Here is a 20,173-nt window from a genome sequence, read left to right as displayed (position 1 = left end):
CGCTGCAGTTCGTCGTCGTGAACAGAGTCAGCCTAATGCGGGGCGATTACTAATTCATGAATTGGGGACGACCCGAACGAATGTCCAGGGCCTAACTTCCGCCTTCGATACTGGAAGGTCCCAGTGAAGTCAAGCCGATGGACAATAAATTTTCCGAGATAACGGGCAATCACTGAAAAACACCAAAGTTAAGTGCTGTAAGCACCACGCACTATTCAGGGTTCCTGCCAGCTATCCCTTTCGGCAGAGCGAAACAGCGCATCAATAATGCGCATGTTCGTCATGGCGTCATCGAGCCCATAGGGCGAAGCCTGTCCCTTTTTGACCGCCTCAACAAAAGCATCAGCTTGCTCGGCATATTGATCCGCTTCCGGAACAACCTCTGTCTTCGCATCACTGCCATCCAAAACGGATCCATCGTAAAGGAATAACCTGCTCACGGCTCCCTGAGAGGCGTTGAAGGGTATTTCGATCTCCAGACGTCCATCGGTCCCTAAAATCTGGACTCGCTGATACAGCGCCGCCTGGGTCGAAACCGTGAAGGCCAGTTGACGCCCCTTTCCGAAATCGAGCAATCCAGAGGTAAGCCTGTCGGTCTCGAAATCGGGATCCCTGTCGATGAGCGCGATGACCCGCTTGGGCTCTGCTTCGAAAAAGAATCGGCCGGCCACAATGGCATAGCAGCCGATGTCCAAGAGCGCCCCACCCCCTTTTTCAGGATGATTCCGTATGTTGTTCGAATCATTGTTAAAATAGGAGAACGCGACCTGAATTGCAGTTGGTTTGCCAATTTTTCCGGATTGTAGAATTTCACGACAGCGAAGCCACTGTGGATGAAACCGGACCATGAAGGCTTCCATCATCCGAATATCGTCTGGTAGTGCCGACAAACGCGCTGCGTCGTCAGCGTTCAGACCGATCGGCTTCTCGCAGAGCACATGTTTGCCTGCACGCGCGGCGGCAAGGGTCACATCAACATGCTGGTCGTTGGGCAGCGGATTATAGATAAATTCGATCTCAGGATCGTTCAGCAGTTCCTCATAAGAGCCGTAGGCCCGCTCGATTCCTAGATCCGCTGCCGCAGCCTTGGCTTTTTCGAGATTGCGGGAGGCAATGGCGGAAACCCGGCCGAGCCGAGAGCGCTGTATACCCGGAATCACTTTTTCGAGGCCTATATTGGCGGTACTGACAACGCCCCAGCGTGCCTTATCCATTTTTTATTCTCCCAATGAGAAACAACGCCTTAAGCGGCAGACTCCAGCGAATGAGAAGGGGCGCGGTTGCCACTTAGAAAGGTTTGACCACGACGAAAATCACGATTCCGATCATAAGGACCGTCGGAATTTCATTCATCCAACGATAGTAAGTCTCGCTGTGGTGGTTTTCATCCTTCTCGAACTGGCGCCGCCAGCGGGCAAAGGCCGCATGAATGATCTGCATGGCAATCAACAGGGTGAGTTTCGCGTGAAACCAGGGTTCCTGCCAGGCCTCGAGGTGCAGCATTAAAAGCAGACCGAATAGCCAGCTTGAGATCATCGCGGGGTTGGTAATTGCCCGCAGTAGGCGGCGCTCCATTACCTTGAAGGTTTCCGATTGAGTGGAGCCCGCTTCGGAACCACAGTGATAGACATAAAGCCTTGGCAGATAGAGCATACCTGCCATCCAGGCGATAACACTGATGATGTGCAGTGCTTTCACCCACTCATAGGCTTCGCCCAGAAAACCTGCCATTAAATTTCCCCCTGCCCCGGAACAGCAAACTGTTTTGTTAAACCCGGTTCCAACTGGTCGGGCAAGGGTCCTGTTCGCGGCCGGGACAAAGCGACGCAGTACCATCGAGCGCCCCACGGACCCGGCGCGCCAGACCTTCGATGAAAGCAGATCCATCATTGACGGTTGGAACCCGTATATAGGCCGGAACGCCCTGCTTTTCGGCCAGTTCACGGTATTCTATGTCCAACTCGACCAGAGTTTCGGAGTGTTCCGACACGAACGCAATCGGCACCACGACCAGCGGCACCTTATCCTGACCTGCTCGCTCGATTTCGCTATCAGTCGAAGGTCCGATCCATTCCAGAGGACCAACCCGGCTTTGATAGCAGATCACCCAGTCCAATTCAGGTTCATTTAAGGCGTCGACGACTGCGGCAGCCGATTCTTCAACCTGTTCCTGATAGGGGTCACCAGCTTCCACGATCTTTTTCGGCAGGCCGTGGGCTGAAAACAAGACGCGCGGTTTACCAGCCTCGCTTGCTTTATTCAGGGCCGGACGCAATCTGGCAATAACTTCGGAAACGAAACCCGGATCCGACGGATAACAGCAGACGGTCTTTGTCGGGGCGGTCAAGCCGGCCTTGGAAGCAGACCGGTTCCAGTCCGTCACGGACGATCCTGTTGTCGTTGTGGAGAACTGCGGATACAGCGGCAGCAACAGAATCTGGTCCGGATCGTAGGCCTTGACCTCGCGCGCAGCTTCATCGCTGAAGGGATGCCAATAGCGCATGGCGATAAATGTCTTGAATTTGTCGCCGCCACTTTCCGGTTCCTCTGTCATCAGCGCGGCTTCCAGTGCCTTCGCCTGAACTTTGGTGTTGGGTAGCAAAGGAGAACCACCGCCGAGATTTTCGTAGATTTCGCGCGCGATCGGCGCCCGGCGCTTCGATATCACCTTTGCCAGACCCCAGCGAAAGGGATTCGGCAGCCGAATAATCGCTGGATCATTGAAAAGATTGAACAAAAAGGGCTGAACCGCTGCTGGGGTATCAGGCCCTCCAAGATTGAATAGAACGATCGCGGTTTTTGTCATGACGAGTAAGCTGGCCATTCAATTCAGGTTTGTCCATCCCCCGCCCTGTGCTTTCCCGGCCTTTGCAGTTATCGCGACATTTTGCAGCAACAGCTGGACACCTGGCCTTATCCTCGTACCAGCCGCATCAAACGCTCAACATGCTTGGGTGGCGTTTGAGGAACGATCCCGTGGCCAAGGTTAAACACAAACGGTCCGTTTGAGAGATTTTCCAGGATTTGCGCCACACCGCGATCAAGCACATCACCGCCGGCGACCAGCATGATTGGATCCAGATTACCTTGAACGGTCACCTTTGACTGCAATTCATCGCGTGCCCACTTCAGGGGAACCGTCGTATCCAGCCCAAGGCCCTTGGCACCACTTTCGACAGCAAAATTCCGGTAGGCCAATCCAACACCCCTTGGGAACAAAATAATGGGAATGTCCGGATGAGCGGCATTTACCTTCGCAATGATCTTTTTACAGGGCTCCAGGCACCAGCGACGAAGATCTTCCTCGGGCCAAACACCGGCCCAGGAATCAAAAATCTGCAGAACTTCAGCGCCGGCTTCAGCCTGGCGGATTAGGTAGCTAGCCGTCGCTTCGACCAAAAGATCAATGACACGCGCGAAGAGCTCAGGTTTGGCATAAGCCCAGGTTTTTGCCGCAGCGAAGTCCTTGCTGGACCCGCCTTCCAGCATATAACTGGCAACTGTCCAGGGAGCGCCCGCAAAGCCGATAAGCGCGGTTTCGGCTGGTAATTCTTCGCGTAGACGCCCAACGGTTTCGTAAACCGGTGCCAGATGATCGTGAAAGTGCTCGAGCGCCAACCGGTCGATATCGTCAGCTGATTTCAGAGGCTCCAGCTTTGGACCAACGCCCTCTTCAAACCAGACCTTCTGGCCAAGGGCATGAGGCACCACCAAAATGTCGGAGAACAGGATCGAAGCATCAAAACCATACCGGCGGATCGGCTGCAACGTAACTTCAACAGCAAGATCCGGCGCATAGCATAGATCGAGGAAGCCGTTCGCCTGAGCCCGGGTCTTCATATACTCGGGCAGATAGCGTCCTGCTTGGCGCATCAGCCAGATTGGGGGCTGTGGTAGGATCTCGCCCTGGAGGGCACGAAGTAGGAGCTTTTTGTCAGATTTCACGCTGTATGCCATTTCGGTTGGCTTTGGGTTTCCCCACCCTACTTACAAAGAATCTTATTTAAATAAAATATTGTAGTTGTTTGTTGGTGGGGTGAAACCTGGGGATTGTTGGGTTATCCAAAAGCTGTCCACCGGCCACTTTAAAGATGACAAATTTTCGCTATCGATGTGACTGTTTTCACTCGTAACTTTTGCGACTCGTTGGCTTTCCAGGATAGCGGTAAGAGCAGGAAGAACGTGAATTAGGTGGATAACTTTCTCACACGCACCTGTGATGTCCTGCTTATCCCGCTTGTGGAAATTTGAAGAAGCTTTTGGATAGCTATTGGGAGGATTCTCGTGCCTGCGATAATGGATTCTTCACACATTGGATTTCACTCGAGTTATCCACATTTTAGAGTGAATTGATCCACTCTCCTGTTTCCCGGCAAATGCTTTCCAATTGCCTTCTTGAGCGCGGTTGATCGTCAAAACTGGCGGCAGGGCGAAAGCTACTGTATTGAGAGGAGCGCGCTACCCTGAACGAGGGATCGAAGGCTTTATGACGATTATTCATCTGCATCTGGTATCCGATGCAACCGGCGAAACCATCAACTCCGTTGCCCGTGCCTGTCTTGTACAGTTCGATGTCGCCGAACCCATCGAGCATGTCTGGAGCCTAATTCGAACCCAGGGACAGATGGACCGAGTCATCCAGGGGATCGAAGCCAATCCCGGTCCGGTTCTCTTTACCATGGTCAACGGTAAGCTGCGGCAGCCTTTGGTTGATGCGGCCCGGCGGATCGGTGTTCCCTGCATTCCTGTATTGGATCCCGTCATTCATTCGCTCGCGGCTTATTTCGGTGTCGAGATGTCCGGACAACCCGGCTTGCAGCATGCGCTCGACGCCGAGTATTTCGATCGGATTGCGGCCATGGATTACGCTTTGGCCCATGATGATGGTCAGCTTTACGCTGATCTTGAAGGCGCGGATATCGTGTTGGTCGGGGTATCGCGGACATCCAAAACACCAACCTGCATCTATCTGGCCAACCGGGGTATCAAGGCAGCAAACGTTCCCGTCGTGCCTGGTTGTGCAATGCCGAGTGAATTGCTTAGTACCAAAAAACCGCTCGTGGTTGGTTTGACCAAGGATCCTGAAAGTCTGGTTCAGGTCCGCCGAAATCGCTTACGCATGATTGCTGAAGGTGAAGATGAGACCGATTATGTGGATATTGAATCGGTTCGTGCCGAGGTGACCGAAGCGCGGAGGCTGTGCAGCCGTCACGGCTGGCCGGTGATCGACGTTACGCGCCGTTCGATAGAGGAAACGGCTGCCCAGATCATGAGCCACTACGCCCGGCACTGTGAACTGGCTGGTTAACGCAAAGCCTTCGTTCGATAGCTACAATCCGGTTACAACTATGACGACGGCCTCACATCATGACAGCGGGGAACAGGCGGAAGACATTTCGCCTGGAACCGTTCCGGAATTGATTCTCGCTTCAGGAAGCCGTTCGCGCCGTCATCTTTTGTCCAACGCCGCTGTGACGTTCGATGTCGAAGTGGCGAACGTCGACGAAGATGAGATCAAACTGGCACTGCGGTCTGAAGGTGCCACCGCGGCTCAAACTGCAGAAACCTTGGCAGAACTTAAGGCTCAACGGGTTTCCCGGCGGCATCCTGGCGTTCTGGTCATTGGTGCCGATCAGATGCTTGAATGCAATGGTGTCTGGTTCGATAAACCTGAGGACTTGGCCCATGCGACGGCGCACCTGACAGCGCTCAGCGGCAAAGCGCACGAGCTTTTAAGCGCGGTTTGCGTGGTGCGTGACGGGGAACGCATCTGGCATCATAACGAGGTGGCCAGGTTGACCATGCGCAGTCTGAGCGACGACTTCATCACACATTATCTGGCTGCCGTCGGAGACAATGTGTTGACCTCCGTCGGTGCCTATCAGCTCGAAGGACGCGGTGCCCAGCTTTTTGCCTCGATTCGGGGAGACTATTTTTCGATACTTGGTCTTCCCCTGCTGCCGCTTTTGGATTTTCTGCGCGTTCACGGGGTCATTCCGAAATGAGTCTCACAGGAAAAGCACGTCTCGCCGGCGTTATTGGTTGGCCAGTCGGACACAGCCGTTCACCACGGCTGCATGGTTTCTGGCTGGAACGCTACGCTATTGATGGGGCCTATCTTCCTTTACCGGTTGACCCGGAGGACTTTGAAATCGCTGTGAAGGGTTTGGCAGCTGCTGGATTTCGCGGGGTCAATGTCACTGTTCCCCACAAGGAAGCGGCGCTCCGAATCTGTGATAAAGTCGATCCTTTTGCAGCGAAAGTCGGGGCGGTAAACACGCTGGTATTCGGCGACGATGGTATTTCTGGTTCAAACACCGATGCATTTGGATTTCTGGAAAACCTGCGGAACAGCGCCGCAGGTTACCGACCGGATGCAGGTCCGGTACTGGTCGTGGGCGCTGGTGGCGCTGGCCGCGGTATTGTGGCGGCATTGTTAAATGATGGTGTTGCCGATGTCAGGATCACCAATCGCACTGAAAACCGGGCTGAACAGGTAGCTGAAGAGTTGTCGAGGCGATTTGACGGCAAGATAGAGGTAGTTTCCTGGGATCGAAGGGTCGATGCGCTCGAGGATGTTACGCTTTTGGTCAACACCACCAGCCAGGGAATGCATGGCCAACCGGCGCTGGACCTCAAGCTTGACGGTCTTCCAGCTGGGGCACTAGTGAACGATATTGTCTATACACCGCTCGAGACGCCCCTTCTCGCCGCTGCCCGCCAACGCGGCAACCAAACGGTTGATGGTCTGGGTATGTTGCTCCATCAGGCCAGGCCGGGTTTTTCCGCCTGGTTTGGTATCAATCCGGAAGTGACCGAGGACCTGCGCGCAACTATGCTCGAGCCGTGAAACAGAGCGTAAAAAGGCTAATCCGGGGATCGAGAGCCAGACTGGTCCGTTCCCGTCGATTTCCGAAAATGACCATTATTGGACTGACAGGGTCGGTCGGGATGGGCAAAACCACGGCAGGGCGGATGCTCAGCCGGCTTGGTTTGCCGCTGCATGATGCCGATGCCGCGGTCCATCGGCTTTTGGGATATAAAGGCGGTGCTGTGACTGAGATCGAGGCAGCCTTTCCGGGGGTTGTCGTCGATGGCGCCGTAGATCGTGTAAAACTCGGTGCCCGAGTTTTTTCGGACCCGCCCGCATTGCGTCAGCTCGAGGCGATCATTCACCCTAAAGTTCGGCAGGCAACGTTGCATTTTCTGCAGTGCCACGCTCGGCGCAGAACAGACCTGGTGATTTTGGATATTCCCCTGCTGTTTGAAACCGGTGGTCAGGATCTTTGCGATGCCATTGCCGTTGTCAGCGCGCCGCGGTTCATTCAAACCACCCGCGTAATGTCCCGGCCCGGTATGACTTTGGAGCGCCTGTCGAAGATTCGCGCGCAGCAGATGCCCGACCGGGAGAAGTGCCGTCGTGCGGATTTCGTGATTCGTACGGGACTTGGAAAAGCCGACACTTTGCGTCAGGTTCGGTCTATGCTTGGGAACTTTAAAAAGCGAGTTTGAGAAAACAGGAATAGCGATGCGTGAAATTGTCCTCGATACCGAAACGACCGGCCTTGATCCGTTTGCCGGCCACCGCATCGTCGAAATCGCATGTCTGGAGCTTCATAGCCACGTCCCCACCGGCGAGACCTTCAGAGTGTACATCAACCCCGAGCGCGATATGCCTGAAGAAGCCGAAAGAGTCCACGGCCTGTCTGTCGAGTTTCTCGCGGAGCATCCGGTTTTTTCCGAAGTCGCCCAAGCTTTTCTGGACTTCATTGGGGACGATCCGCTCGTGATCCATAATGCCCAGTTCGATCTGAAGTTTCTGAATGCCGAACTGGATGCCTGTGGACTTCCAAAGATAGATGTTTCCCGCGGAATCGACACGGTTGCCATTGCGCGTCAACGATTTCCCGGTGCTCAGGTCAATCTGGATGCTCTTTGCCGTCGATTCGAAATCGACAACTCGTCGCGCACCTTCCATGGGGCGTTGCTCGACTGCGAACTTCTGGCGGATGTTTATTTGGAGCTGAGTGGCGGTCGACAACCCGGATTTGATCTTAACGCTGCTATCAAGCAGCAACCGTCTGAGCATGTTTCAGCGGAGCGGACCCTGCGTCCGGCACGGACACATGGTGCAAGCGATGAAGAGTTGAAAGCACACGACGCCATGCTGGAAAAACTGAAAGAACCTATTTGGCACCACTAGAGCATCATCGTTCTATACGAAAATGATCAGAAACTTGATCGGCCCTGTCACTACGTGATTAAGAGACCGATGCATTCGGGCTCAAGGACCGATTGTCACTTCTAGAATCTTCAGAATGAAACCGGATATCGGAGGCCTGTTCAGGCTTCAGCGGACTTGGTCTCACCGCTATCAGTCTCACCGTTCTCGGTTTCACCGGCGTCTTCGGACTGTTCGGCAGCTTCTGCAAAAGCGGCCATTCGCTGCTTATAAAGACTGACAAAGTCCACTGGATTGATCACAAGCGGTGGAAATCCACCATTACGGGTCGCTTCGGCGAGTATTTGCCGCGCGAACGGAAAGAGATGACGCGGGGCGTCAACCATCACCAGAAACTGAATGTCTTCTGCGGCGGTGATGTGTTCGCCGATAGAAATAATACCTGCGTAGTCAAGTTCGACCAGAAATGCGGTCTTGTCGCCGGTCATTGCCCGGGCCTGCAAATTCAGCACAACTTCAAAGGTCCGATCCTGCAATCGGGAGGGCTGCACGTCGATGTCGATGGTCAGATCCGGTGCGCCCTTGGCAATCTCCCCGTACACCGCGGGTGCATTTGGATTCTCGAAGGAGAGATCCTTCGTATATTGCATGTTGATAATAAGGGGGTGTTGTTCGTTTTCTTGTTCGGCCATGCCGCAATCTCCTAGAAGCTCAAGAATTTTCACTGAATCAGTGAAAACGCGAATCAGCCTCTGCTTCCTATAGTTGGTGGCACCTTAAGTTCGTGCCGGCATCCGGCAAAAACAATTGCGCTGTAAAATGACGGCGCTTCGCTAGCATGTATCTGGAGCGCAAACAAGGTGCTCACTGGACGGTGAACGGAAACGCAAGCCGGTCGTGGAAACGCCGCTCAAAGACCCTGTGGCAAGGCACCTGGCGCTGTTGGATCAAACCTCAAAACCTCGCCGTTCTTGGCTTCGTGACCCGTCAAACCTCGGATAAAGCCCCAGTGGCTGACCACTAGAACCTCCGACCAATCGTCAGTCTCCGCCATTGTCTGATGGAACTCACGGCAGCGAAGCCGGACGTCGTCCTCGGTTTCCGGATCCGCCGGCCACCAGGATTCCGACAGGTGGGTGAAATCAAGATGTGGCCAGTTCTGCGACAACACCGAACGCGGCGTCCCGACGTCACATGTAAAAAAAGCATGCTCGCGGATGAGGCTGTTGATTGTAACGGGCAGGTTCAAGACCCGGGCAATGATATCGGCAGTCTGAAGTGTACGTGTGTAAGGACTGACGATTATTCGGGTCAGTCCCTTGTCTAGAAGAGCTTCGCCGGCGGCCTCGGCTTGGCGATGACCCTCCTCCGTTAGTTTGGGATCGACGATACCCGGATCTTTCCGGGTGGCACCGAAGATGACGTTGAATTCCGACTGGCCGTGGCGAACGAGGATCATCGTGGCAGATGCCCTGTCGGCGGCGTCGGACCGTTCTTGTCGGAATCGCTGTCCTTTGGATGTTCTTCATCGGTCATATCTGTGAATTCTCCATCGATGACGCCATCGCCTGGTTCCCTGCTGCCCCATTCACTTCTTTGTGGGCCGTGGGGGCCTGGACCCTGCGCACGCTCCCTGCCCATGTTGCCGCCCTTGGCGGAACCAGTCATGGACAACTCAAGGCGGCTGCCGAGCCACTGACGTAAAAGGCTGCGCACCTGAGGTACAAAAAGCGCAAATCCGATTGAATCGGTCACAAATCCAGGCGTCAGCAATAAGGCGCCGGCAAACAAAAGACAAAGTCCGTCAAACAGTTCGCTGGTGGGCAGGACACCTTGATCGATCTGTCCACGCACCCGTGCAAGAGTTGCCAGTCCCTGAATTCTGAGCAGCCAGGTCCCGATAAAAGCCGTCAGAATGACGACGGCGAGTGTATTCCACAGGCCGAGGCGGTCACCAACTTCGATGAAAACAGCAATTTCCAGAAGCGGTACGCCGATAAATGCGGCGAGCAATAGGATAGCCATGCTTGCTCTTTCCTTAACTATTCCCTATTTACAATGCATTGGAGTTCGCCGTCGACCGCCTGTTTTGAATTTGCTGAAGAATCTCAGACTTTCAAGAGGCGTCAGTCGTCGTTCGGCGTGGATAGCCACTGACCGCTAAATGGTTTTTTAGTAAGGTTTACTCCTCTTGTGATTTGTTCCGATGTGCCTTGTCGTGTTTGAGGCGCAGAGCCGAACTTGTAGTTGGATTATATGGGCAACGGATTCCCTTACGACGTTCTTCTGCTTGCTGCCATAGCGGTATTCTGTGTGTTGCGGCTGCGCAATGCATTGGGAAAACGAACCGGACACGAGGAACCACCGAAATACGACCCCTTCAAACAGGACCAGGGTGACGATAAGGTCGTTCACCTGCCCAATCGGTCTCAGGGCGATCGTTCCCGGACAGATGATATCGAAGACGTCGTTCCGGATATCGAAGCGACCGATCAGACCTGGGATCGATCCGATGAGCAGATATCCGATGAACCCGGCTCGATTGAACCCGGACTCCGTGCCATCAAGCAAGCTGATCGGGATTTTGACCCCAAGCAGTTTGCAGGCGGCGCCGCTTCAGCCTTCGAGATGATTATCGGCGCGTTCGCTCAGGGCGATACAGAGGCGCTTCGGCCACTTCTGGCCAATGATGTCTACAACGACTTCAGCGGTGCTATCGCAAACCGTGAAGAGCAGAATCAGAGTCTTGAAACCACTCTGATCGGGATAGAAAGCTCGGAAATCATCGAGGCCGAATTACAGGGCCGAACTGCGTTCGTTACAATCAAGTTTGTCTCGGAACAGGTGAATGTGACCCGGGATGAAAATGGCGAAACCGTTGAGGGTGACCCGAACCACGTTACTAAGATCACCGACATCTGGACCTTTGCACGCAATACCGCCAGCCGTGATCCCAACTGGGCACTTGTGGCAACACGCAGCCCGAACTGATCACGAAGACAAATCAGGCTCCGAACCGGGAGTGTGTTCTTTGCAGCCACGTTTTTCCCGACAAGAACCGGGTCTCCATTGCGTGCCGAGTTTCAAAATCTTCAATGCATTGACATCGCGTTCAACCGTTAATTGTCTTATCCCGGTTGCGGCCGCGCTGCTGTTGAACGCTTGCGAACCGCGCGAAGCCGAGAAACCTGCGCCGGTTGAGCCGCCACCGCCTCAAATGCTGCTGGAAAAAACCGGGTACGACCAGTTGCCGGGCTGGCGCGATGACAAAATGGCCGAGGCGCTACCTGCTTTGCGGCGTTCCTGCACGCGTTTGCTACGCAGCCCGGACGAACGCAAGGTAGGACGTCACGCCGTCGGCGGCACCATTGCCGACTGGCGCCTGCCTTGCAGCGAGATTGCCGGTCTCTCAGCGTCGGGGGCGGATGGGGTGCTGGACGATGCGGCGCTCCGCACGCTGATCGAGAACAATTTTGTCCCCTTCAAGGTGACCTTTGGCGACAAAAATCAGGGTTTATTCACCGGCTACTACGAAGCGGAGCTTCAGGGGGCGCTTTTCCCGGGCGGCGGCTACGACACACCGCTTTATAAGCGGCCCGACGACTTGGTGACCGTTGATCTTCGAAAGTTTGACGAAGACATGACGGGCCGGAGGATTGCAGGACGGGTCGTCGATGGCCGCTTGGTGCCTTACCACGCCCGGGCAGAAATCGACGCCGGTGCGATCGACAGCACAAACCTGGAACTTCTTTGGGCGAAGGACCCAATCGACGTTTTTTTCCTGCATATTCAAGGATCCGGCAAGGTGCAGTTGCCTGACGGTTCTTCTGTCCGCGTTGGGTTCAGTGGATCGAATGGCCTGCCTTTCGTCGCCATCGGCCGCTTGCTGATCGACGAAGGGCATGTTTCCCGTGACAACGCCTCGATGCAATCGATCCGTGACTGGTTGCGCAGCAATCCTGAGAAAGCGACGGAACTGATGCAGCGCAACCCCCGCTACATCTTCTTTCGGAAGATCGAGGGTGATGGTCCCATCGGTGCGCAGGGTGTTGCCTTGACGCCCCGGCGGAGTCTTGCAGTCGATCCGGCCTTCATGCCTCTTGGCGCGCCGATCTATCTGGACACGACCTGGCCGGGCACTGCAGGGGCCAATCCAAAGCTCTTGCAGCGTTTGATGGTAGCCCAGGATACCGGCAGTGCCATTAAAGGCGCTATCAGGGGAGATTTCTTCTGGGGCGCCGGTGAGCCGGCCCTGGCGGAAGCAGGACGCATGAAGCAGCGCGGCAGCTACTATCTGTTGCTGCCAAAGGCCGTGGCAGCACGTCGATCCGAGGGAAGCTAATTAAGCAATATCGGCACCTGCCGCCGGTTTGTCTCGGATCGGAAATTTTGCCACGGACCCATCGTTGCTCAATGCCATCATGCTGCCGACCTCTGAAAACTCCGTGACATCGTCAAAATCAAAGTGGTATTACCACTTTAAAGTTTTGTGATTTTGCCTCGTAAACTCAGGGCGAGGATGGGATCATCACCGTTCGGATTCCTCTGGGATTCGTTTGCGAAAGACGTCAGTTGCTTCGAAGGAATTGAACAGCATGTCGAAATCCGAACCGCGCGTCGGTCTGTTCGTAACCTGTCTGGTGGATCTCTTCCGGCCGAGCGTTGGTTTTGCTGCAGTTAAGTTGCTGGAAGCCGCAGGATGCCGGGTAGAAGTTCCCGCCCAACAAACCTGTTGCGGGCAACCTGCGTATAATTCAGGAGACCGCGCGGATACCAGGGCCATCGCGCTGCAAGTGATCGAAGCATTCAAGGGGTTCGATTATGTGGTGGCACCCTCCGGCTCCTGCGCTGCGATGCTTAAGAAGCACTATCCAACTTTGTTCGAAACGCAGCCGGGCTTGCTGGCACGGGCTGAAGACCTGTCCTCCCGCACCTACGAACTCGTGTCCTTCCTGACGGACGTGATGCAGCTGTCCAATGTCGAAGCGACCTTTCCGCAGACCGTGACCTATCACGATTCCTGCTCTGGTCTGCGTGAGCTGGGCGTCCGCGACCAGCCGCGAAAGCTGCTCTCAAGCATCAATGACCTCTCTCTCGAGGAACTTTCCGATGCCGACATCTGTTGCGGCTTCGGGGGCACTTTCTGCGTCAAGTACCCTGATATCTCCAACACAATGGTCAGCAGCAAGACCGGCAACATCGAAGCGACTGGTGCAACGACGCTTTTAGCGGGCGACTTGGGCTGTCTGATGAATATGGCAGGCAAATTGCAGCGCAATGGTTCTGGAATTCAGGTTCGCCACGTGGCGGAGGTTCTCGCCGGGATGACGGACGAGCCTGCGATTGGGGGCTCCATAACGCCGGATCATGATGTGCGTGATGGGGGGAACTGAGCGCAATGCAGTCGACATCGCACAATTTCAAAGACAATGCCCGGCGCGCGATCGCCGACCCGAACATCCAGGCTGCAATGGCGAAAATGAAGGTCGGTTTTACCGGCAAGCGTCTCGCCGCCGCCGCCCGCCTGCCGGAGTTCGAGGCGCTGCGCGATGCTGCGCGAGATATCAAGAACCACAGTCTCGCCAACCTGGATTTCTACCTCGAACGCTACGAGGATAAGGTCAAGGAGACCGGCGGTCACGTGCATTGGGCGCCGACAGCGGAAGATGCCCGCAAAGCGATTCTGGACATCTGCCGCCGAGTGGACGCCAAGACGGTGACCAAGGGCAAATCCATGATCTCGGAAGAGATCGCGCTGAACGATCATCTGGAACAGGCCGGTATAAAGGTCGTCGAGACGGACCTCGGTGAGTACATCATCCAGCTGCGTAAGGAGCCACCCAGCCATATCATCGCGCCGGCCGTCCATGTCAGCAAAGAACAGGTCGAAGCAGACTTTCGGGCCCAGCATCAGCATCTTCCTGCCGGCCGCTCACTCAGCGAACCGACCGATCTGGTCAATGAGGCCCGTCAGATTCTGAGGCAGCGGTATCTGGATGCGGATGTGGGGATTACGGGTGCGAATTTTCTGATTGCCGAAACCGGAACCTCTATCATCGTCACCAATGAGGGCAATGGTGATCTGACTCAATCCCTGCCCCGGGTTCACATTGTGATCGCAAGCATTGAAAAGGTGGTTCCAAATCTCGAAGACGCCTCTACGATCTTAAGGGTGCTCGCCCGCTCGGCGACAGGTCAGGAGTTTTCCGCCTACACCACCCTATCAACCGGCCCTCGTCGGCCCGAGGACCCTGACGGACCCGAAGAATACCACGTCATTCTGCTGGACAACGGCCGATCCTCCATGCTGGGCAGCGAGTTTCAGGATATGTTGCGCTGCATCCGCTGTGGCGCCTGCATGAACCATTGCCCTGTGTATCATGCCGTTGGCGGCCATTCTTATGGCTGGGTCTATCCGGGTCCAATGGGCTCTGTTCTGACACCCAATCTGATTGGTGTGGAGGAGGCCGGACATCTGCCCAATGCCTCGACTTTCTGTGGTCGCTGCGAAAGTGTCTGCCCGGTCCGTATTCCTCTTCCCAAGATGATGCGCCATTGGCGTGAGCGCGAGTTCGAGCGCCATCTGACACCGAAATCCGTGCGGGGCGGCCTCGGGATCTGGGCTTTTTTGGCCCGCAGGCCAGCACTTTACCAGCGCTTGACGGGTCTTGGGATCGGTGTGCTCGGGATTTTGGGTCGTCGTCGGGGGCGTTTCAAATCCCTGCCATTCGCGGGGGGGTGGACCAAATACCGTGATTTGCCGGCCCCTCAAGGTAAAACCTTCCAGCAGCTCTGGGCGAAACAGCAAAAAACGAGGAGCACAACGAAATGACCTCGGCGCGCGAACAGATCCTGGGTGCCGTGAAACAATCGCTTAAGCGAAATGGCCCCAACGCTACCAACCTGGAAACCTGTGAACAGCGACTGTCTGATCCGGAGGCAGGTCTGATCCCGGAACGGTCCCGCCTGCCCCATCCAGCCCAAATAGACCTCATGGAAGCCATGCTGATTGAGCTCTCCGCTACCGTACAGCGTGTCTCGAGCGACAATCAGGTACCGGATGCTGTCGTGGACTACCTGAAGACGCGTAATCTGCCGCAGGAAATCCGCCTTGCCCCTTCAATGGATCTTTTGGACTTGCCCTGGGACGGACACAGCCTGCTTAAGACCTCCAGCGGTCCGGCGCGCGAGCCGGACCAGGTCTCGGTGACCGGGGCGTTCGCCGGTGTGGCAGAAACCGGCACCTTGATGCTGCATTCCGGTCCCGAAGGGCCGACAACGCTGAATTTTCTGCCGGAAAACCATATCGTGGTCTTGCGTACGTCGCAGGTCGTCGGCGCCTATGAAGAAGGTTGGGCCAGACTGCGCAAAGTCTTTGGTAACGGTGTTATGCCGCGGACGGTCAACATGATTTCCGGACCCTCGCGGACCGGTGACATCGAACAGAAGATCGAATTGGGTGCGCATGGCCCGCGCCGACTGCATGTGATCGTCATCGAGGATGGTGACAGCGCGGCTTGAAGTCGTTATGTGAAGGCTTTCGGCGGCAGCGTACAGTCTGATGGATAGAGGGTGATTCACCTTCTTGGCCGTTTCAGTCGAGAAAGATTGCACTCGAGGTTGAGGACTCATATTCCTTGATGGCCTTGATCGTGTTTTGGGAGATTTTAGGTAGGAGAATCTCGAATGCGGGCCTGCAGGCCCGGAGAGAGTGGTCGACGCCCCTAAAACCTCCCAAAATACGACATGTTCGGGCGACAAGATTATGAATTCTGGAGCAGCGTCGCGTTGTCGGTCCAATTCTGGCTGATGCACGATGCTATGGCATCGCTCAGCCCCTAACTTCTTGCCATAAAACATAATTTTGTCGTCAAGACCGTCAAGGAATATGAGTTCCCAACCCAGAGACGATCAAACACTATGAACGATCGGCGGAAACCAAAAGCGAAGCGGTCCGGCGGCCTTTCGCCTGAGGAGCGTGAGCTCTGGCGCCAGGTTAATCGGGAGACGGTTCCGCTCAAAGGACGCGACTATGGCGCTGGCGCTTTCGCTGAGATGATGCGCCGTGAACAAGAGGGCCTGCCCTCTGAACGGCCGGAAAAACCGGTTTCCCCACGCCCTCGGCCCCAGCTACCGACAGCACAGCGGCTTCCCTTGCGTTCGCGCAAAACGACGACTCAGCCGAATGCGCGTGAAGAACTTCTGTCCCATGGATCTTCTGCAGGCCTGGACCGACGCAATGCAGAGCGTCTTAAGCGTGGCAAGATGGTGATAGAGGCAACGCTCGACCTTCACGGTATGAGCCAGGTTCAGGCTCAGAGCGCACTCGGCCGCTTTATTCAGCGTTCAGAGGCAGGTGGTTTACGGTGTGTTTTGGTGATTACCGGCAAAGGACTTGCAAAGGAATCAGGCGGGGTTCTGCGGAATCAGGTCCCGAACTGGCTAAATGATGCGGGTAACCGTGAGCGCATTGTCGCTTTCAACTATGCCCAGCAGGGTCATGGCGGCACGGGGGCTCTCTACGTGTTGCTCAAACGCCGCAGGGATGCCAAACGGAGATGACTCTGTTGATCGTGGAGAACAAAATCTCCTATAAACCGCTATCAGGTTAATCTTCATCGAGGTTTTTTGTGACGCCGTTTGGTGAAAAGCTGCGCGCGTTGCGCGCTGAACGCGGCGTTACGCTCAAGGATATGGCTGCCGGGCTTGGCGTGTCGTCAGCCTATCTTTCGGCTGTGGAGCATGGCCATCGCAGCCGTCCTAACCGGCGCTTTGTGCACAGGGTCTGCCAGTATCTGAACATCATTTGGGACGATGCGGAGGAGCTCCAAAGCCTCGCAGATCTCTCTCATCCGCGAGTGACAGTCGATACGGCCGGCCTCTCGCCGCGCGCGACCGAACTGGCAAACCGGCTCTCCGAAGACATCGGCAGTTTCGACATCGATACAATCGAACGTTTGCTCGCGGTTATCAACGAGACGGACTAGAGTGCAATCTCTCTGTAATCAAACACTCTAGGACCCGAATAGCCCTTCAAGCATATCAGTAGAGGCTGCTTCGCGTTTTTTCACCGGTTCAGCGAAAAGCCAGCTGACCTTAAAGAATGAACTTGGACAGATCGGCGTTTTTGGCCAGCTCCGAGACCTTCTCGCGGACATAATCCGCGGTGATGACGATGGTTTCACCGCCCCGGTCGGTTGCTGTAAAGGAAATCTCGTCGAGTAGTTTTTCCAATACCGTGTGCAAACGCCGCGCGCCGATGTTTTCGACCGTGCTGTTGATCTCGGCTGCCAGATCGGCCAGTTCGTCGATGGCGTTATCTTCGAATTCGAGCGTCACATCCTCGGTCCCGATCAAGGCCTTGTACTGGATGATCAGGCTATTTTCGGGCTCCGTAAGGATCAGCTTAAAATCATCGCGCGTCAGCGGGTTCAGCTCGACACGGATCGGCAGGCGGCCCTGAAGCTCTGGCAACATGTCCGAGGGCTTCGAAAGATGAAACGCGCCTGATGCCACGAAAAGGATGTGGTCTGTTTTTACCGCGCCGTGCTTGGTGGCGACGGTGGTGCCTTCGATCAGCGGCAGTAGATCACGTTGTACGCCCTCCCGGCTGACATCGGCGCCGGCCCGCTCGGAACGTGCTGTGATCTTGTCGATCTCGTCCAGAAAGACGATGCCGTGCTGCTCAACATTGGTAACGGCGTCCATGACAACCGATTCTTCGTCCAGCAGCTTGTCGCTCTCTTCGGCAATCAAAACGTCGTAGCTTTCGGCGACCTTCATACGGCGTTTTTTGGTGCGTCCACCCATGGCCTTGCCGAAGATGTCATTGAGGTTGAGCATACCCATGCTTGCACCCGGCATGCCCGGAATATCCATGGTTGGGAGCTGCATGCCGCCGGTATCGGCAACGTCGATTTCAATATCTCGGTCGTCAAGATCGCCTTCACGCAACATCTTGCGGAATTTTGCCCGGGTGTCTGCGCTTGCGTTATCACCAACCAGGGCATTCAAGACCCGTTCCTCGGCGTGCAGTTCCGCCTGGGCCTTGACTTCGGCACGCAGCTTTTCCCGGGTCGTATGGATTGAAACCTCGACCAGATCGCGGATGATTTGCTCGACATCGCGGCCCACATAGCCGACTTCAGTGAACTTTGTAGCCTCCACCTTCAAAAACGGCGCCTGGGCCAGTTTGGCCAGTCGGCGCGCGATTTCGGTCTTGCCGACACCGGTCGGGCCGATCATCAGGATGTTCTTGGGAAGTACCTCCTCGCGCAATTCGTCGGGCAGCTGCTGGCGCCGCCAGCGATTGCGCAGAGCGATCGCCACCGCACGCTTTGCGTCGTTCTGCCCCACGATGTAACGGTCGAGTTCGGAGACGATCTCGCGCGGAGAGAAGGCGCTGGCTTGGGAGTGCGAAGAGGTGGAACTACTCATTATGGCTGGGCCTTAGATTTAGGTAGTGTCGTCGGTTGGATTCGAGGGTTAGTGCCGTTTAGACACTGGCGTCACTTCGAAGGGAGACTCTCGACCAGGATGTTGTTGTTGGTATAGATGCAGATGTCGGCTGCGACGGCCATGGATTTCCGCGCGATGGTTTCGGCATCCAATCCATCAATGTCGATAAGTGCGCGCGCCGCGGAGAGGGCGAAATTACCGCCTGATCCAATGCCGATCAAACCGTCTTCCGGTTCCAGTACATCGCCCGTACCGGTAAGGACCAGTGAGGTTTCGGAATCGGCGACCGCCATCATGGCTTCCAACCGTCTCAGATAACGGTCGGTGCGCCAATCCTTCGCCAATTCGACGCAGGCCCGTGTAAGCTGCCCCGGATAGCTCTCCAGTTTTGCTTCCAGACGCTCGAAGAGGGTAAAGGCATCCGCGGTCGCGCCGGCGAAACCGGCCAAGACCTGATCCTTGCCGAGGCGCCGCAGCTTGCGGGCATTGGATTTGATGACGGTGTTGCCAAGGCTGACCTGACCATCACCCGCGATGACCACTTTGTCGCCCTTGCGTACGGACAGGATAGTGGTGCCTCGCCATTGAGGAATTTGACTCTGTGACATGGCAACAGAAATGGTCCAACTTCGCCGCCCGTTCAAGAAGAAGCTGCAAGAATTGCGTGTCTGACTGACTGAAAGCGGGAAAACCCCTCTTGCATACGTCAATTGGGCGTTCCATGAGGGGTCCGAAACGCCTGCCGTTGCATTTATAGGGCTTTTTGTCAGCTTTTGAGGCCGTTCTTTATTGGCGGCGGCGGCGGCTTCCTGATAAAAGAGCGCGGCTTCACGCCTGACATTGCTCCTGAATGGCCCTGAAATGGGCCGGGCGCGCAGGCGGCGCCTTGTGGCGCGTCACAATAGCACCCGATGGAAGGACCGGCCGATGCGCCAAGCGAGCGTCGAGCGCAACACTCAGGAAACCCAGATTTCCGCAACCGTCAATCTAGACGGCAGCGGCATCTATGATGTCGAAACCGGGATCGGATTTCTCGATCATATGCTTGAGCAGCTTTCACGCCACAGCCTGATCGATATCACGCTGCGTGCGAAAGGCGATCTGCATATCGACTTCCATCACACGACTGAGGATACCGGGATCGCATTGGGCCAGGCTTTCTCGCAGGCCCTGGGTGACCGCAAAGGCATATGGCGTTACGGATCTGCGCTCATTCCCATGGACGAGACGCTGACCCGGGTCGCGCTGGACGCCTCCAATCGCCCCTATCTGATCTGGAAAGTTGATTTCAGCCGCGACAAACTGGGTGAAATGGATACGGAACTCTTCAAGGAGTGGTTCCAGGCCTTTGCTCAACATGCCGGTCTGACTCTCCATGTCGAGAACCTCTACGGCACGAACAACCATCATATTGTCGAATCGAGCTACAAGGCACTGGCGCGTGCTCTTCGAGAAGCCATCGCCATCGATCCACGCAAAGCCGATGCGGTTCCGTCGACAAAGGGCAGCCTCTAGCCTTTATGCCTTTCGAGC

Annotated in this window: 22 protein-coding genes; 13 read left to right on the top strand and 9 right to left on the bottom strand. The window is 55.6% G+C overall.

Translation table 11 applies throughout. The features are described 5' to 3' along the window. Positions 1 to 215 precede the first annotated feature (215 nt). The 4 genes from QMZ18_RS03090 to hemE form a co-directional block, all read right to left on the bottom strand. Entirely contained in the window at positions 216 to 1,214 is a 999-nt protein-coding gene (locus QMZ18_RS03090; RefSeq protein ID WP_282604760.1) for a Gfo/Idh/MocA family protein, read from the bottom strand. 73 nt (positions 1,215 to 1,287) lie between these two features. Beyond that, the gene (gene hemJ / locus QMZ18_RS03085) at positions 1,288 to 1,731 is read right to left on the bottom strand and encodes a protoporphyrinogen oxidase HemJ (RefSeq protein WP_282604759.1); all 444 of its coding nucleotides are present in this window, start codon (positions 1,729 to 1,731) and stop codon (positions 1,288 to 1,290) included. A gap of 37 nt (positions 1,732 to 1,768) precedes the next feature. Then, a complete protein-coding gene (gene hemH, locus QMZ18_RS03080) occupies positions 1,769 to 2,806 on the bottom strand; it encodes a ferrochelatase (RefSeq protein ID WP_322097165.1) in 1,038 nt (345 codons plus the stop codon). Between the two features lie 107 nt (positions 2,807 to 2,913). Further along, complete coding sequence (gene hemE, locus QMZ18_RS03075; RefSeq protein ID WP_282604757.1) at positions 2,914 to 3,957, bottom strand: uroporphyrinogen decarboxylase; 1,044 nt, start codon at positions 3,955 to 3,957, stop codon at positions 2,914 to 2,916. Positions 3,958 to 4,486: 529 nt separating this feature from the next. Here hemE and QMZ18_RS03070 point away from each other — a divergent pair. The 5 genes from QMZ18_RS03070 (at position 4,487) to dnaQ (ending at position 8,203) form a co-directional block, all read left to right on the top strand. Beyond that, a complete protein-coding gene (locus tag QMZ18_RS03070) occupies positions 4,487 to 5,308 on the top strand; it encodes a pyruvate, water dikinase regulatory protein (protein ID WP_282604756.1) in 822 nt (273 codons plus the stop codon). Between the two features lie 40 nt (positions 5,309 to 5,348). Continuing rightward, positions 5,349 to 6,005: a nucleoside triphosphate pyrophosphatase gene (locus tag QMZ18_RS03065; protein WP_282604755.1), complete on the top strand. Its 657-nt coding sequence runs from the start codon at positions 5,349 to 5,351 to the stop codon at positions 6,003 to 6,005. After that, positions 6,002 to 6,850, top strand: coding sequence for a shikimate dehydrogenase (locus QMZ18_RS03060; RefSeq protein WP_282604754.1), 849 nt, complete (start codon positions 6,002 to 6,004; stop codon positions 6,848 to 6,850). The genes QMZ18_RS03065 and QMZ18_RS03060 overlap by 4 nt, the downstream gene beginning before the upstream one ends. A 68-nt stretch (positions 6,851 to 6,918) precedes the next feature. Further along, complete coding sequence (gene coaE / locus QMZ18_RS03055; protein ID WP_282604753.1) at positions 6,919 to 7,512, top strand: dephospho-CoA kinase; 594 nt, start codon at positions 6,919 to 6,921, stop codon at positions 7,510 to 7,512. Between the two features lie 16 nt (positions 7,513 to 7,528). Beyond that, the gene (dnaQ, locus tag QMZ18_RS03050) at positions 7,529 to 8,203 is read left to right on the top strand and encodes a DNA polymerase III subunit epsilon (RefSeq protein ID WP_282604752.1); all 675 of its coding nucleotides are present in this window, start codon (positions 7,529 to 7,531) and stop codon (positions 8,201 to 8,203) included. Between the two features lie 140 nt (positions 8,204 to 8,343). On the opposite strand, the gene secB is transcribed toward dnaQ, so the two are convergent. From secB to QMZ18_RS03035, 3 genes are all read right to left on the bottom strand, one after another. Further along, a complete protein-coding gene (gene secB / locus QMZ18_RS03045; RefSeq protein WP_282604751.1) occupies positions 8,344 to 8,874 on the bottom strand; it encodes a protein-export chaperone SecB in 531 nt (176 codons plus the stop codon). A gap of 218 nt (positions 8,875 to 9,092) precedes the next feature. Further along, the gene (locus tag QMZ18_RS03040; RefSeq protein ID WP_282604750.1) at positions 9,093 to 9,641 is read right to left on the bottom strand and encodes a histidine phosphatase family protein; all 549 of its coding nucleotides are present in this window, start codon (positions 9,639 to 9,641) and stop codon (positions 9,093 to 9,095) included. After that, positions 9,638 to 10,207 (bottom strand): FxsA family protein, encoded by a 570-nt coding sequence (locus QMZ18_RS03035; RefSeq protein WP_282604749.1) that lies wholly within the window; start codon positions 10,205 to 10,207, stop codon positions 9,638 to 9,640. The genes QMZ18_RS03040 and QMZ18_RS03035 overlap by 4 nt, the downstream gene beginning before the upstream one ends. A 231-nt stretch (positions 10,208 to 10,438) precedes the next feature. Between QMZ18_RS03035 and QMZ18_RS03030 the strand changes: the two genes are divergently transcribed. The 7 genes from QMZ18_RS03030 (at position 10,439) to QMZ18_RS03000 (ending at position 17,169) form a co-directional block, all read left to right on the top strand. Further along, complete coding sequence (locus tag QMZ18_RS03030) at positions 10,439 to 11,173, top strand: Tim44/TimA family putative adaptor protein (RefSeq protein WP_282604748.1); 735 nt, start codon at positions 10,439 to 10,441, stop codon at positions 11,171 to 11,173. A gap of 82 nt (positions 11,174 to 11,255) precedes the next feature. Beyond that, complete coding sequence (locus QMZ18_RS03025) at positions 11,256 to 12,524, top strand: murein transglycosylase A (protein WP_282604747.1); 1,269 nt, start codon at positions 11,256 to 11,258, stop codon at positions 12,522 to 12,524. Between the two features lie 253 nt (positions 12,525 to 12,777). Further along, positions 12,778 to 13,575: a (Fe-S)-binding protein gene (locus QMZ18_RS03020; RefSeq protein ID WP_282604746.1), complete on the top strand. Its 798-nt coding sequence runs from the start codon at positions 12,778 to 12,780 to the stop codon at positions 13,573 to 13,575. 5 nt (positions 13,576 to 13,580) lie between these two features. Beyond that, complete coding sequence (locus QMZ18_RS03015) at positions 13,581 to 15,014, top strand: LutB/LldF family L-lactate oxidation iron-sulfur protein (protein WP_282604745.1); 1,434 nt, start codon at positions 13,581 to 13,583, stop codon at positions 15,012 to 15,014. Beyond that, positions 15,011 to 15,703 (top strand): lactate utilization protein, encoded by a 693-nt coding sequence (locus QMZ18_RS03010; RefSeq protein WP_282604744.1) that lies wholly within the window; start codon positions 15,011 to 15,013, stop codon positions 15,701 to 15,703. Before QMZ18_RS03015 ends, QMZ18_RS03010 begins: the two co-directional genes overlap by 4 nt. Positions 15,704 to 16,102: 399 nt before the next feature. Beyond that, positions 16,103 to 16,744, top strand: a complete 642-nt coding sequence (locus QMZ18_RS03005) for a Smr/MutS family protein (protein ID WP_282604743.1) — start codon at positions 16,103 to 16,105, stop codon at positions 16,742 to 16,744. A 68-nt stretch (positions 16,745 to 16,812) separates the two neighbouring features. Beyond that, positions 16,813 to 17,169 carry a helix-turn-helix domain-containing protein gene (locus tag QMZ18_RS03000; protein ID WP_282604742.1) on the top strand — a complete coding sequence of 119 codons (357 nt, stop codon included), beginning with the start codon at positions 16,813 to 16,815 and terminating at the stop codon, positions 17,167 to 17,169. Between the two features lie 109 nt (positions 17,170 to 17,278). Here QMZ18_RS03000 and hslU read toward each other — a convergent pair whose 3' ends face one another. Next, positions 17,279 to 18,619, bottom strand: coding sequence for an ATP-dependent protease ATPase subunit HslU (gene hslU / locus QMZ18_RS02995; protein WP_282604741.1), 1,341 nt, complete (start codon positions 18,617 to 18,619; stop codon positions 17,279 to 17,281). A 71-nt stretch (positions 18,620 to 18,690) separates the two neighbouring features. Beyond that, the gene (gene hslV, locus QMZ18_RS02990) at positions 18,691 to 19,248 is read right to left on the bottom strand and encodes an ATP-dependent protease subunit HslV (RefSeq protein WP_282604740.1); all 558 of its coding nucleotides are present in this window, start codon (positions 19,246 to 19,248) and stop codon (positions 18,691 to 18,693) included. A gap of 319 nt (positions 19,249 to 19,567) precedes the next feature. On the opposite strand from hslV, the gene hisB reads away from it, so the two are divergent. Then, on the top strand, positions 19,568 to 20,155 hold the full coding sequence (gene hisB / locus QMZ18_RS02985) for an imidazoleglycerol-phosphate dehydratase HisB (protein WP_282604739.1): 588 nt from the start codon (positions 19,568 to 19,570) through the stop codon (positions 20,153 to 20,155). Positions 20,156 to 20,173 lie beyond the last annotated feature (18 nt).

The sequence above is a fragment of the Pelagibius sp. Alg239-R121 genome (assembly GCF_947331435.1).
Taxonomy (GTDB): Bacteria; Pseudomonadota; Alphaproteobacteria; order Kiloniellales; family Kiloniellaceae; genus Denitrobaculum.
The sequence above is the reverse complement of the archived record's forward strand: the minus strand, read 5'-3'. Positions and strand labels throughout refer to the sequence as shown.

Coding starts and splice junctions, on each gene's coding strand:
- QMZ18_RS03040 (WP_282604750.1), bottom strand. CDS start 9,641: ATGATCCTCGTTCGCCACGGCCAGTCGGAATTCAACGTCATCTTCGGT.
- hemH (WP_322097165.1), bottom strand. CDS start 2,806: ATGACAAAAACCGCGATCGTTCTATTCAATCTTGGAGGGCCTGATACC.
- hemJ (WP_282604759.1), bottom strand. CDS start 1,731: ATGGCAGGTTTTCTGGGCGAAGCCTATGAGTGGGTGAAAGCACTGCAC.
- QMZ18_RS03020 (WP_282604746.1), top strand. CDS start 12,778: ATGTCGAAATCCGAACCGCGCGTCGGTCTGTTCGTAACCTGTCTGGTG.
- QMZ18_RS03015 (WP_282604745.1), top strand. CDS start 13,581: ATGCAGTCGACATCGCACAATTTCAAAGACAATGCCCGGCGCGCGATC.
- secB (WP_282604751.1), bottom strand. CDS start 8,874: ATGGCCGAACAAGAAAACGAACAACACCCCCTTATTATCAACATGCAA.
- hemE (WP_282604757.1), bottom strand. CDS start 3,957: ATGGCATACAGCGTGAAATCTGACAAAAAGCTCCTACTTCGTGCCCTC.
- QMZ18_RS03005 (WP_282604743.1), top strand. CDS start 16,103: ATGAACGATCGGCGGAAACCAAAAGCGAAGCGGTCCGGCGGCCTTTCG.
- coaE (WP_282604753.1), top strand. CDS start 6,919: ATGACCATTATTGGACTGACAGGGTCGGTCGGGATGGGCAAAACCACG.
- QMZ18_RS03035 (WP_282604749.1), bottom strand. CDS start 10,207: ATGGCTATCCTATTGCTCGCCGCATTTATCGGCGTACCGCTTCTGGAA.
- hslU (WP_282604741.1), bottom strand. CDS start 18,619: ATGAGTAGTTCCACCTCTTCGCACTCCCAAGCCAGCGCCTTCTCTCCG.
- QMZ18_RS03090 (WP_282604760.1), bottom strand. CDS start 1,214: ATGGATAAGGCACGCTGGGGCGTTGTCAGTACCGCCAATATAGGCCTC.
- QMZ18_RS03065 (WP_282604755.1), top strand. CDS start 5,349: ATGACGACGGCCTCACATCATGACAGCGGGGAACAGGCGGAAGACATT.
- QMZ18_RS03070 (WP_282604756.1), top strand. CDS start 4,487: ATGACGATTATTCATCTGCATCTGGTATCCGATGCAACCGGCGAAACC.
- QMZ18_RS03060 (WP_282604754.1), top strand. CDS start 6,002: ATGAGTCTCACAGGAAAAGCACGTCTCGCCGGCGTTATTGGTTGGCCA.
- hslV (WP_282604740.1), bottom strand. CDS start 19,248: ATGTCACAGAGTCAAATTCCTCAATGGCGAGGCACCACTATCCTGTCC.
- hisB (WP_282604739.1), top strand. CDS start 19,568: ATGCGCCAAGCGAGCGTCGAGCGCAACACTCAGGAAACCCAGATTTCC.
- QMZ18_RS03030 (WP_282604748.1), top strand. CDS start 10,439: ATGGGCAACGGATTCCCTTACGACGTTCTTCTGCTTGCTGCCATAGCG.
- QMZ18_RS03010 (WP_282604744.1), top strand. CDS start 15,011: ATGACCTCGGCGCGCGAACAGATCCTGGGTGCCGTGAAACAATCGCTT.
- dnaQ (WP_282604752.1), top strand. CDS start 7,529: ATGCGTGAAATTGTCCTCGATACCGAAACGACCGGCCTTGATCCGTTT.